At 72.2% G+C, this 12,538-nt stretch carries 10 protein-coding genes and 1 rRNA gene; 3 read left to right on the top strand and 8 right to left on the bottom strand.

All coding sequences use genetic code 11. The annotated features are described in order from the left end of the window. Positions 1–219 precede the first annotated feature (219 nt). Both ACZ6CL_RS24805 and ACZ6CL_RS24800 read left to right on the top strand, forming a co-directional pair. Entirely contained in the window at positions 220–864 is a 645-nt protein-coding gene (locus ACZ6CL_RS24805) for a GNAT family N-acetyltransferase (protein ID WP_468938881.1), read from the top strand. A gap of 58 nt (positions 865–922) precedes the next feature. Further along, positions 923–2,107, top strand: coding sequence for a winged helix-turn-helix domain-containing protein (locus tag ACZ6CL_RS24800; RefSeq protein ID WP_468938879.1), 1,185 nt, complete (start codon positions 923–925; stop codon positions 2,105–2,107). Between the two features lie 22 nt (positions 2,108–2,129). On the opposite strand, the gene ACZ6CL_RS24795 is transcribed toward ACZ6CL_RS24800, so the two are convergent. The 7 genes from ACZ6CL_RS24795 to mtnA form a co-directional block, all read right to left on the bottom strand. Beyond that, positions 2,130–2,867, bottom strand: a complete 738-nt coding sequence (locus ACZ6CL_RS24795; protein WP_468938877.1) for a response regulator — start codon at positions 2,865–2,867, stop codon at positions 2,130–2,132. Between the two features lie 210 nt (positions 2,868–3,077). Next, positions 3,078–3,770: a ribosome hibernation-promoting factor, HPF/YfiA family gene (hpf, locus tag ACZ6CL_RS24790; RefSeq protein ID WP_039941767.1), complete on the bottom strand. Its 693-nt coding sequence runs from the start codon at positions 3,768–3,770 to the stop codon at positions 3,078–3,080. Between the two features lie 317 nt (positions 3,771–4,087). Beyond that, positions 4,088–4,930 carry a ComF family protein gene (locus ACZ6CL_RS24785; protein WP_468938875.1) on the bottom strand — a complete coding sequence of 281 codons (843 nt, stop codon included), beginning with the start codon at positions 4,928–4,930 and terminating at the stop codon, positions 4,088–4,090. Between the two features lie 139 nt (positions 4,931–5,069). Next, positions 5,070–6,938 (bottom strand): LpqB family beta-propeller domain-containing protein, encoded by a 1,869-nt coding sequence (locus ACZ6CL_RS24780; protein ID WP_468938874.1) that lies wholly within the window; start codon positions 6,936–6,938, stop codon positions 5,070–5,072. Then, positions 6,928–8,976: an MtrAB system histidine kinase MtrB gene (mtrB, locus tag ACZ6CL_RS24775; protein ID WP_468938871.1), complete on the bottom strand. Its 2,049-nt coding sequence runs from the start codon at positions 8,974–8,976 to the stop codon at positions 6,928–6,930. Before mtrB ends, ACZ6CL_RS24780 begins: the two co-directional genes overlap by 11 nt. 1 nt (position 8,977) lies before the next feature. After that, positions 8,978–9,655: a two-component system response regulator MtrA gene (mtrA, locus tag ACZ6CL_RS24770; RefSeq protein ID WP_385436830.1), complete on the bottom strand. Its 678-nt coding sequence runs from the start codon at positions 9,653–9,655 to the stop codon at positions 8,978–8,980. Then, positions 9,652–10,809, bottom strand: a complete 1,158-nt coding sequence (gene mtnA / locus ACZ6CL_RS24765) for an S-methyl-5-thioribose-1-phosphate isomerase (RefSeq protein ID WP_468938869.1) — start codon at positions 10,807–10,809, stop codon at positions 9,652–9,654. Before mtnA ends, mtrA begins: the two co-directional genes overlap by 4 nt. 149 nt (positions 10,810–10,958) lie before the next feature. On the opposite strand from mtnA, the gene ACZ6CL_RS24760 reads away from it, so the two are divergent. After that, positions 10,959–12,173: a hypothetical protein gene (locus ACZ6CL_RS24760; protein ID WP_468938868.1), complete on the top strand. Its 1,215-nt coding sequence runs from the start codon at positions 10,959–10,961 to the stop codon at positions 12,171–12,173. Between the two features lie 277 nt (positions 12,174–12,450). On the opposite strand, the gene rrf is transcribed toward ACZ6CL_RS24760, so the two are convergent. Beyond that, positions 12,451–12,538, bottom strand: a 5S ribosomal RNA gene (gene rrf / locus ACZ6CL_RS24755); the annotation flags it as partial.

Genomic DNA, 12,538 nt, shown 5'->3' with positions numbered 1-12,538 from the left:
GGCCTGGCACGGTTGTGGGGTGCGCTGGCGCGGCATTGTCAAGGGGCACAAGCCCCGCCGCAACGGCCATCGTAAGACAGACCCCGCCTGGCCGGGAGGTCCGTCACCACGCGGGCCGGGTGTCACCACACCGTGTCAACGCGTGAGAGGTCGCCGGGGTGCCCCCGAATTCCCCAAAACCACTCGCGGCCCCGCGCGGCAGCGGCTCAGACTCGGCCCATGGAACCCGTCACCCTCACCACCGAGCGACTCGTTCTGCGCCCCTTCCGGCCGTCCGACGCCCCGGCGGTGCACGCCGCCTGTCAGGACCCGGACATCCTGCGCTGGACCACCGTGCCCGCTCCGTACGCCCGCGCGCACGCCGAGGACTTCGTACGGCGGACCTGCCCGGAGGGCTGGCGGAACGACAGCACCTATAACTTCGCGCTCATCACCAGGGGCGGGGGCGGCAAGGACGGCGAACGCTCCGAGGGCTCCGAGGGCTCCGAGGGGGAACTCATCGGGGCCGTGGGCCTGGTACGGCTGGCCCGGCTGCACAGCCCCGAGCGCCAGGCCGAGCTGGGCTACTGGACGGCACGGGAGCACCGGCGGCGCGGCTACACGGGCGAGGCGGCCCGGGCGGTGGCCGAGTGGGCGTTCACCGGGCTGGGCGTGGAGCGGCTGGAGTGGTACACGGAGGCCGGGAACGAGGCGTCGCGGGCGGTCGCGCTCGCCGTGGGCTTCCGGATGGAAGGGACGGACCGGGCGGGCATCGTCCGCGAGGGCACCCGGCGGGACGCCTGGCGGGGCGCGCTGCTGCCCTCCGACTGGGGCCTGCCCACGGCCACGCCGTACCTCCCCGCCTCCGCCGCGGACCGGGTCTGAGCCGCGTTCGTCCTCCGGCGGCGGGGCGTTGTCAGTGGTCGCCACTACGGTGGCGCGCATGACGAATCCCGCCGCCGGGTCCATCGCGAACCGCAAGCCCGAGGTCAGCTTGTCCGCCGACGAAGCGCGCCGGATCGCGCTGCGCGCCCAGGGTTTCCTGGGCGCGCCCGACCGGCGCGGCGGGGTGCGCGGCGTGCTGCGCCATCTGGGCGCGGTGCAGCTGGACACGATCTCGGTGCTGGCCCGCTCCCACGAGCTGATTCCGTACGCGCGACTGGGCGCGGTCGGCCGCCCGGCCATCGAGTCGGCGTACTGGACCGGCACCCACGCCTTCGAGTACTGGTCGCACGCGGCCTGTGTGCTGCCGATCGAGGAGTGGCCGCACTTCGCCTTCCGCCGCCGCGCCTACCGCGCCCGCCCGCACTGGCACCACGAACTGCCGGACGGGGTGTACGAGGAGGTGGTCGCGCAGCTGCGGGCCGAGGGCCCGCTGACCGCGACCGAGCTGGGCGGCGCCAAGAACGGCGGCCCGTGGTGGGACTGGTCGGCGGCGAAGGTCGGGGTCGAGCGCGCGCTCACGTACGGCGAGGTGGTGTGCGTGGAGCGGCGCGGCTGGAAGCGGGTGTACGACCTGGCGGAGCGCGCCGTGCCGGACGCGCTGCTCCACGACGACCTGGACGACGCGGAGTGTCTGCGGCGGCTGGTGCGGCTCGCGGGCCAGTCCCTCGGCGTGGGCACTCGGGCGGACCTCGCGGACTACCACCGGCTCAAGGCGGAGCAGGTCGACGCGGTGATCGCGGACTCGGGGCTGGTGCCGGTGTCGGTCGCGGGCTGGGACAAGGCGGCCTGGGCGGACCCCGAGGCGCTGGCCACCACCCCGCGCGGACGGCACCGCACGACCCTGCTGTCGCCCTTCGACTCGTTGATATGGGACCGGGCGCGCACCGAGCGGATCTTCGGCTTCACCCATCGGCTGGAGGCGTATGTGCCCCGCCCCAAGCGGGTGTACGGCTACTTCGCCATGCCGCTGCTGTCGGGCGGGCGGCTGCTCGGCCGGGTCGATCCGGCCCGCGAGGGGACCACGCTGGTGGCCCGGCAGGTGTCGCTGGACACGCCGAAGGCCGTGGCACCGATGGCCGAGGCGCTGCGCGAGGCGGCGGGCTGGGTGGGCTGCGACGCGGTGCGGATCGAGCGCGTCAACCGCCCGGAGCTGGCTGCCCCGCTGGCGGCCGCGGTCAGGTGACCGCGGCCGATTCTGCCCCCGCTCACCTGATCTCGAGGATCTTCTCCCGCATCGCGTAGACCACGGCCTCCATCCGGGAGTGCAGCTGCAGCTTCTCCAGGATGTTCCGGACGTGGTTCTTCACGGTGTTCTCGCTGATGAACAGCTCCTTGGCGATGTCGCGGTTGTTCATGCCGGTGGCCACCAGCTTCAGCACCTCCAGCTCACGGTCGGTGAGCCGGGGCGCCGGCACCAGCCGCCGCTCGTCGGTGCGCTGGATCATCGACTTGAACTCGGTGAGGAGCTTGGCCGCCATCGACGGGCTGATCTGCGACTGACCGTCGGCCACCGCCCGGATCGCCGTCGACACCTCGTCGGTCGAGATCTCCTTGAGCAGATAGCCGGTGGCGCCCGCCTTGATCGCGTCGTAGAGGTCGGCCTCCTCATCGCTGATCGTCAGCATGATGATCTTGGCGCTGGGTGCCACTTCCTTGATCGACGTGCAGGCCTCGATCCCCCCGCGCTTGGGCATGCGCACATCCATCAGGACGATGTCCGGCAGCAGATCCGCCGCCTTGTCCACGGCCTCGGCGCCGTCCCCGGCCTCGCCGACGACCTGGATGTCCTCCTCCTGGGCCAGGACGATCTCCAACCCACGCCGGAAGAGAGCGTGGTCGTCCACTACGAGGACCCGAATCGGCTCCTTGCGCGACTCGCCCCTGTCCGGCCCCAGGCGTTGGTCATCGCCTTCGTCGGACACGGGCCCGAAGCTGTCCGCCATCGTTCCTCCCCCTGAAGGCCATGGCCCTTGCGGTTTGCACTCTGCGGTGCACGGTGCGGTGCGGCATCAACCAGTCGTTTCCCCATGCCGGTTGGCCGTCGAGCCATGATTTCATGCCCGGACCGGCCACGGGACCGCGCGGCGCATACGCCGCGCGATCCCGCTCACTCTCTGTGCACCCGCCCAGAAGCGGTCGAGCTTCAGTGGGGCTCAGGCGCCGAGTGCGCCGCCGGCGCCACCGGGCTCCTCCCCGGCGAACGCTTCCGGCTGAAGATGAATGACCCCGTAGTCATAGCCATGCCGCCGGTAGACGACGCTGGGCTGGCTGGTGTCGGAGTCGACGAACAGATAGAAATCGTGCCCGACCAGCTCCATCTCGTAGAGAGCCTGGTCGAGCGTCATCGGAACCGCGGCATGGGTCTTCTCACGGACCACGAGGGGGCCTTCGCCCTGGACTTCCAGGGGTCCCATCCGGGTGGTCGGCACGGTGTCCGACGGGGTGCGCTGGGCGGCGATCTCGCCGTGCCCGTTGATACGTGCCGCGTTGGGCACGGTGATGGCCACGTCGCTGGCCGGAATGCGACCGTTGCCACGCCGGGTGTGGCGCTTGTCGTGCTGCTTGCGCATCCGCGCTTCCAGCTTGCCGGCCGCCAGGTCCAGCGCTGCGTACGGATCGGCCGCCGCGGCCTCCGCCCGGATGACCGGACCACGGGAGCGAAGGGTGATCTCCACTCGGTCCGACCGGTCGGCCTGACGCGGGTTGTGCTCCTTGGACACCTCGACGTCGAGGCTGATCACCTTGCCGTCGAGCTTCTGGATCTTATCCAGCTTCAGCTTCTCGGCCACGTGCTTCCGGAACCGCTCGGGCACCTCTGTTTTACGGCCCTTGACGACGATGTCCACGCAGAACTCCGTTCCCGGGTCGCTCCGGAGCATCCACCGGAGCTCATCCCTTGTGCACTAGGCTCCGGCGTCTTCCGGAGCCACCGGCTTGGCGGCTTTCACCTCTCCTTCCCACGGGGAACAACTCCACCCCGTTTCGGTTAACAGCTCACGAGAAAGCACCCAAAGCACGCCAAGCGGATTTGTGAGTCATAGCACCTGCCACTCCTCACAACCGAACATAGCTCGCCCGGGCGGATGTCGGCACCCCCTACCGGGCCGTACCTCCGATCAGGTGCTTTGGCATCCTTACAGCCTGCAACGACGCGGCTTCGTATTCAGTTCCGCTTACCGCTCGCGAAGGGTCTGAGACGCCCGGAAGACACCGAGGGCGCGGGGACCGGCGGCATGGGCGTCCCCGGCGCGGGGACCTGTGGTGCGGCCACCACCGCCCCGCCCACGACCCGTCCGCCCGCCTCCGTCACCGCCCGTGCCGCCTCCGCGAGCGAGGCCCCCGTCGTCATCAGATCGTCCACCAGCACCACCGGGCCCGCCACCAGGAGCCGCCCGCCACCCGGCACGGCCTCCAGCGCCCCCGTCACGTTCTCCCGGCGCTGGCGGGCGCCCAGCCCCGACTGGTCGGTCACCCGGCGCCGCTGCCGCAGCACCGCGGGCACCCGCGCGGGACACCCCTCGCGGCGCAGCACGCCAGCCGCCGCGCACGCGATGCGCCGGGCCGGATCATGGCCCCGCGCCCCCACCGCACGCCGCGCCGAGGGCACCGGCACCAGCAGCAGCGGTCGCGCGTCTCTCCTCGTGGCTCGGTTCGCCTCAGGCACGGGGGCGCCCGAGCGCCTGCGGTACCCCGAAGGCGCCGCGGGCACGGCCCCGCAGGCCGCCGCCCGCACCGCACCGGCCAGCGCCTCGCCCAGCGGTCCCGCCAGGCGCAGCGCTCCCCGCTCCTTGTGCGCGAGCAGCACCGCGCGGGCCTCGTCCACGTAATCCACCGCCGCGTGGACCACCGGCAGCCCCGGCGGCACCGGGCTCGGCAGCACCCGACGCGCCCCGGGCCCGCGCAGCGCCCCATGACACCGGTCGCACAGCGGACCACCCGGCCGACCGCACCCCGCGCAGTCGGCCGGCAGCACCAGATCGGCGATCTCCTGCCACCAGCCCCGCATGGCCCCACTGTCCCGTCACACCGGCCGGGCCGCCACCCCCTGTGGAAAACCACGCGCATGTGGACAACCGGGCGCCCCATGGCGGGGCAGGCGGTGAGAAGGCCACATGGCCTCTGCCTCCGCAGCCTCCGCCATACGGCTATCCGGGGTACACCGGCCCGGAACCGTCCTCGTCGACGGTCTTCCAGTCCGTGTTCGGCAGCAGCCGGACGATCCCGTTCTCCCTGGTCTCGGCGATCAGCGGCCGGGTCTGGTCCTCCGAGGCGGCGACCGTCTCCACCCCGTTCGGCCCCGGGACCTCCGGCAGGTCCGCCGGTGAGCCGTCCGTCTCCACGTACTGCAGCTGCTGCACGCCGTCCGACTCCCGGCCCGCGACCACCAGCCTGCTGTCGCCCGCCCAGGAGGCGGTGTCGACGTCCTGCAGCTTCGGCGCGATCGCGTGCAGCGCCCGCACCGACAGCTTCGGATGGTCCGCCGTGCCGCGCCGCTCGATCCGGCCCAGCCGCAGCGTCGTATGCCCGTCCCGCTTGACCAGCATCGCGATCCTCGTGCCGTCCGCCGAGACCCGCAGCGCCGTGATCCGGCCACCGTCGAGCGCGGGCAGCTCGACCTCGTCCGCCGGACCGGTGCCGCCCCGCAGCCGCAGCAGCCGGGGCCGCTGCGGGTCCCGGTCGGCCACCCACAGCCCGCCCAGCCCGTCCCAGCTGGGCGCCGTCAGCCCGTGCTCGGGGCTGCCGCCCTGGCTGTGCACCCGCACCCGGCCCCGCTCGGCGCCGGACGACAGCTCCGTCACATACAGCGACCGGCCGTCCTCGCTGACCGCCGCCGCGTCCCGCTCGTCGCGCGAGACCGCCACGGTGCCCAGCCCCGCGCCATCGGCGCCGAAAGGACCGGGCACCGGCCGTGGCTTGTCCTCGTCATCGGACAGCCGGACCATCCGGTGCTGCGCGTCCACGAAGTACTGGTGCTGGGGCCGTCCGATGACATGGTCCGGGGCGTACGCGCGCGCCGCGTCGCTCGACTGGGCGCACAGCTCGGAGCCGCTCTGCCGCTCCAGCCGCACCCCGCTGACCTCGTCCGATCCCTCCCAGAGGTTCTGCACCGTGAACAGCGTCTGCGCCGCCATCCGGGCACATCGGCCCGGGCTGATCTGCGCCGCCTGGTCACTCAGCCGGACCTTCAGCACGTTCGAATCGTCCAGCGACAGCCTGTCGGTGCGGCGGCCGAGCGCCGTACCGGCTGGGAAAGCCGTGCTGACCACCGGGTCCAGCCAGTCCGTCGGACCGTCCAGCAGCGCCTTCACGGTCGCGGTGACCGGATTGATGCGCCGCCGCAGATAGACCGGATCGGCGACCAGGACCTCGTCCCCCACCCGGGAGTCCTCGGCGTCCGGGCCCAGCTTCGCGAAGTAGTACTTGTTGACCGAGTGGTAGATGCGCTGGAAGTCGGACTCGCCGAGCACCAGCCCCGGCGGCGGCCCGTCGATCCGCCACTCCGACCCGCGCAGGGTGAGGTGGATGCGCTCCTCGTACCTCTCCTCATCGGGCCGGTAGGCGTGGGTCGCGTCCACCGTGGCGATCCGCTCGCCCGACAGCACGACCGTCTTGCTGTTGCCGTCCCGGTCGCCGGGATCGGTCTCGACCCGTACATCCGGCGCCTGCTCCAACACCGTGGTCTGCGCGAACGGATCCCAGTCCTTCGACGCGCCCCGGGTCAGATACTCCTTCGCGGTGGCGAAGTTCTCCTCGTCGCTCGTCGTGGCCTCCAGGAAGCCGGAGACCAGCTCCGCGGGCTGCTCGCCCTTGCCCGGGCTCACCCCGTACACCCGGACCTGCGAATCCACGTCGGAGCGCGGTGAGGAGTCGACCCGGCGCACATCCCCGCTGTCGGGCATCGAGGCACATCCGGACAGCAGCAGCACCCCACACGCGAGCAGCGTGCCCGTGCCCCGGACGCGGTGGTACGCGCCGGAGCGGGAACGGTGGCGGTCGGCACGGTCAGCGCCCACGGGGGCGGCCCTCCCCTTCGTTCGGTGTCGTTCGCTCGCGGCGCTCCCGGGACTCGCTGTACTCCCTCTGCGACGGCTCCGCGGCGCCGCGCACGACCCGCGCCCCGTTCCCCGGCAGCGCCGTGGGGTCGGCCGAGGGCACCGGGGCGTCGGCGGGCGGCAGCGCGGAGCGGGGCTGCGCGGGCACCGAGGCCAGCCGCTCCGCCGCGGGCTGCCCCTGCCCGCCGTCGGCCGGCAGCCGGTTGCGCCGGGAGTCATCGGGTTCCAGCGGGATCGGCGAACCGCGCAGCACGTCGCCCGCGGCACGCGGCAGCGTCAGCCGGAACTGCGACCCGCCACCGGGCTCGCCCCACGCCTGGAGCCAGCCGCCGTGCAACCGCGCGTCCTCCACCGCGATCGACAGACCGAGACCGGTGCCGCCGGTCGTCCGGGCGCGCGCCGGATCGGCCCGCCAGAAGCGGTTGAACACCCGCGTCGCCTCGCCGGGCTTCAGCCCCACCCCGTAGTCCCGCACGGCCACGGCGACCGCGCCGCCCGCCGCCGCGAGCCGCACCACCACGTCCCGGCCCTCGCCGTGCTCCACGGCGTTGACCACCAGGTTGCGCAGCACCCGCTCCACCCGGCGGGCGTCCGCCTCCGCGAACACCGGCGCCTCGGCGCCCCGCACCACGATCCGGGTGCCCTTGGCGTCGGCCAGCGGCTCGGCGCCGTCGACCACCCGGTTCACCACATCGCGCAGATCGATCTGGTCGGCCTCCAGGGCGGCCGCGCCCGCGTCGAACCGGCTGATCTCCAGCAGATCGGAGAGCAGCGACTCGAAGCGGTCGACCTGGCCCCACAGCAGCTCGGCGGAGCGCGCCGTGATCGGATCGAAGTCCTCTCGCCCCTCGTAGATGACGTCCGCCGCCATCCGCACGGTCGTCAGCGGTGTGCGCAGCTCATGCGAGACGTCCGAGACGAACCGCCGCTGCATCCGGGACAGCTCCTCCAGCTGCTGGATCTTGAGCTGGAGGTTCTGGGCCATCTTGTTGAACGCCTCGCCGAGGCGGGCGATGTCGTCCTCCCCGGTGACCTTCATCCGCTCCTGCAGCAGACCGGCCGCCAGCCGCTCGGAGATCCCGGCCGCCATCCGCACCGGCGTGACGACCTGCCGCACCACCACCCAGGCGATGGCGCCGAGCAGTACCACCACGAACACACCGGCCGTGGCCAGCGTGCCCTTCACCAGGCTCAGCGACTTCTCCTCCTGGGTGAAGGGGAAGAGGTAGTACAGCTGATAGGCGTCGCCGTGGTTGTCGTCCAGCCGCTTGCCGATGATCAGCGCGGCCTCGCTGTCGCCGGAGCCGAGGTGCTCGATCCGCCCGTACTGCTCGTACGGCGCGGTCCGGCCCTCGTCCACCCGCTGCCGCAGGTCGGCGGGCACGCTGTCCGCCTTGACGTCACCGGAGGCCCGGGGGCCGCGGCTGGCCACATAGGGCGTCTCGCCGGAGTCGGAGCTGAGCGCGACCACCGAATACGCGCCCTTGCCGCCACTGGCCAACTGCTCCACCAGGGCGTTCAGCCACGCCCCGGCGTCCTGGGTGCCGCGGCTGCCGGGGCCCGCGCCGTCCTGCCCGCCGGAATCGCTCTTACGGTCGGCCATCTGCTCGGCCACCTCGAACCCGCCCACGGCCTGGCCCTGCGCGGCGTGCCGCTTGGCGTCCAGCAGTCCGTTGCGCACCTGGCCGATGACGACCAGGCCCAGCAGGATCACCACACCGAGCGACATCAGCAGCGTGGTGGCCACCACCCGCAGCTGGATGTTCCGCCGCCACAGCCGGGCAGCGGGCAGCAGCGGACGGCGCACCCACCGCCCGAACAGCCGGATCAAGGGGTGGGCCGGTCCGCCGGAGGCCCCGTCGGGCAGCAGATGCCCGCCGCTCCACAGCCTCCGGAGCAGTGGAATGTCACCCGCCGGATCGGGTCGCCCCGCCCGGCCGCTGTCCGGCGCCCCGCCTCCCGGACCCTGTGGCCGCGGAGCCGTGCCGCCACCCGTCATCTCAGCTGGGCCCGGCCTTGTAGCCGACGCCGCGCACGGTCACCACGATCTCCGGCCGCTCCGGGTCCTTCTCGACCTTGGAACGCAGCCGCTGCACATGGACATTGACCAGCCGGGTATCGGCCGCGTGCCGATAGCCCCAGACCTGCTCCAGCAGCACCTCGCGGGTGAACACCTGCCACGGCTTACGGGCCAGGGCCACCAGCAGATCGAATTCCAGCGGGGTCAGCGCTATCGACTGCCCCTCCCGCTTCACCGAGTGCCCGGCGACGTCGATCACCAGATCGCCGATCGCCAGCTGCTCCGGCGTCGGGTCCTCGGACCGCCGCAGCCGCGCCCGGATCCGGGCCACCAGCTCCTTCGGCTTGAACGGCTTGACGATGTAGTCATCGGCACCGGACTCCAGCCCGACCACCACGTCGACCGTGTCGCTCTTGGCGGTGAGCATGACGATCGGCACCCCGGACTCGGCCCGGATCAGCCGGCACACCTCGATCCCGTCCCGTCCGGGCAGCATGAGATCGAGCAGCACCAGATCGGGCTTGGCCTCGCGGAAGGCGGCAAGAGCCTTGTCACCGTCGGAGACGAACGACGGTTCAAAGCCTTCGCCGCGCAGCACGATGCCGAGCATCTCTGCCAGTGCGGTGTCGTCGTCGACGACAAGGACGCGTCCCTTCATGAGGCCATCATCCCATTACCTGATCGTGACCTGGCGCACAGCTCTGCGATACCTCCCTCGGTGACCGGAGCGACGACACCACGCTCGGTGACGATCGCGGTCACCAGGTCCGGCGGGGTGACGTCAAAGGCCGGGTTGAACGCCTGCGTGCCCAGTGGGGCCACCGGAACTCCCATCGCCGCATCGGCACCGGGACCCGGGGCGTGCGGCACTATGACGTCCGTCACCTCATGCCCGGGACGCTGCTCGACCTCGATCGCCGCCCCGTCCGGGGTCTCCGGATCCACCGTGGTCGTCGGAGCCACCACGATGAACGGCACATGGTGGTAGCGGGCCAGCACCGCGAGCGGATAGCTACCGACCTTGTTGGCCACCGAGCCGTCAGCGGCTATCCGGTCCGCGCCTACCAGGACCGCGTCCACTTCCCCGGCCGCGAACAGCGACCCCGCCGCGTTGTCGGTGAGCAGCGTGTAGGCCATCCCCTCCCGTGCCGCCTCGTACGCCGTCAAGCGGGATCCCTGGAACAGCGGGCGGGTCTCGTCCACCCAGAGCCGCCGCAGCTGCCCGGCCCGGTGCACCGCCTTGACCACGGCCAGGGCGGTGCCCTCACCGCCGGAGACGAGCGCACCGGTGTTGCAGTGGGTGAGGATGCGGTAGCCCCCCGCGGGCAGCAGCTCATCGAGGAGCGCCTGGCCGTGCCCGGCCATCCGCTCGCTGGCCTCGGCGTCCTCACCGTGCAGGGTGCGGGCCTCGGCGAGCGCGGCAGCGGCGGCCCGGTCGGGACTCGCCTCATCTCTGACCGCCGCGTGGTACGCGGCGGCGGCCCGGCGCACGCCATAGCCGAGGTTGACGGCAGTGGGGCGGGCATGGGCGAGCGACTCGGCGGCCTCGTCCACATCGAAGCCGCGCACCGCGGCGAGGGCGACCCCATAGGCCCCGGCGATGCCGAGCAGCGGGGCTCCTCGCACGGCCAGTGAGCGGATCGCCTCCACCAGCATCGGCACATCGGTGCACACCAGCTCGACCTCTTCGGCGGGAAGCCGGGTCTGGTCGAGGAGCACCACGACGGGCCCCTCCGGTGGTTCCTCCCAGCGCAGTGCGGAAGCAGTGGGCGCTGCGGCGCCTTCCGGGGACACCCGGTGCTGATCAGCCATCCGCCCAGTCTGCCCCCTGCGGCACCCTCTGATGAAGTGGTCAGCCCGCCCCAGCGCCCGGTACGCACCACAACCCACCGTGGCACGATGGCTACGAAGCGGCCGTCACCGCATCGGCGACCGGCCAACGAACGACCTACGGAGCGACGATGAACGACTCTCCGGGCTGGGCTCCGCCCGGATCGTCCCCTTCCGACGAGCCCGACCACGGCAGTCAGCAGCCGAACGAGCCCGTCGACCACGCCGCGCCGGAGCGGCCTGCGCGGGGCGCCACCTGGGCCAAGCGGCAGCCCCCCGCGGGACACTGGTCGCCCCCGGGCGGCGGCATCTCCACGCCGCCGCCCCCGCAACCGGCCGGACCGGCGAACGGCCCCGGCTGGGGCACCGGCTGGCGACAGCCACCGCTCGCTCCCCGCCCCGGCGTCATCCCGCTCCGGCCGCTCGGTGTGAGCGAGATCCTCGACGGCGCGATCGCCACCGTGCGTGCTCACTGGCGCACGGTCCTCGGCATCTCGCTCGCCGTCTCGGTGGTGACCCAGGGGCTGATCACCGTCGTGACCGGCCTGTGGTTCCGCACGACCTCCGGCACCGGCGCGATCGACAAGCCGGACCCCACGCTCGGCGAGGCCCTGGAGGCCGTGCGCGGCTCCCTGGGCAGCAGCTCGGTGACCCTGCTCGTCGGCGTGCTGGGCACCATCGTCACCACCGCTCTGCTGACCATGGTCACCGCCCGGGCGGTCCTGGGCCGCCCCGTGTCCACCGGGGAGGCCTGGGGCGGTGCCCGGCCGCGCCTGCTTCAACTGTGCGGTCTGCTCCTGCTCATCCCGGCCATCGCCGCGGCCGTCATCGGCGTGGGCATGGCGCCGGGGATGCTCCTCGCGGCGGTCGGCGTGGGCAGCGAGGGCGCTGCGCTCGCCTCGCTCGGTGCCCTCGCGGGATCGGGCGTCGCCATCTGGCTCTGGGTCCGCTTCAGCCTCGCCGCCCCGGCGTTGATGCTGGAGAAGCAGGGGATCATCTCCGCACTGCGCCGCTCGGCCAAGCTCGTACGCGGAGCGTGGTGGCGCGTCTTCGGCATCCAGCTGCTCTCCATCGTGCTGGTCTTCCTCGTGGCCGCCATCGTCGAGGTACCGACCAGCGCCGTCGCGATGGTGCTCGGCGGGGACAGCGCCATCGACTACCTGTCCGGCGAGTCCGTCTCCGTCGGCTGGGCCTTTCTGACCGTCGTCGGCATCGGCGGGGTGATCAGCTCGTCCATCACCTTTCCGATCAGCGCCGGTGTGACCGCTCTCCTCTACATGGACCAGCGCATCCGGCGCGAGGCACTCGACCTCGAACTCGCCCGCGCCGCGGGCTACGACAACTGATGTGGTGACGGTGGCAGGTGATGGCGTCAGACCCGGCCCCATAACGGGCCCTGACGCCACCTCCACCGCCCTCCCGGCCTGCATCACCCTCATGGGGTACCCCCGCTCTCCTCACCCCTCCTGCTGGCGATTCTGAGCGGTTCCGCACACGCCGCGCCAGGGCCGCAGCCCCGTTTCACTCGATCCGGTGATACATCAGTTCGACTGGGAACCTGGCGCTGAACGCAAAAATGCCTCGGTCCCGAGCATGAAATGCTCGGGACCGAGGCTAAAGATTGTTCGGCGGCGTCCTACTCTCCCACAGGGTCCCCCCTGCAGTACCATCGGCGCTGAAAGGCTTAGCTTCCGGGTTCGGAATGTAACCG

The sequence above is a fragment of the Streptomyces sp. NPDC041200 genome (assembly GCF_055591805.1).
Note: the sequence above shows the minus strand (reverse complement) of the source record. Positions and strands in the feature narration are given on the sequence as shown.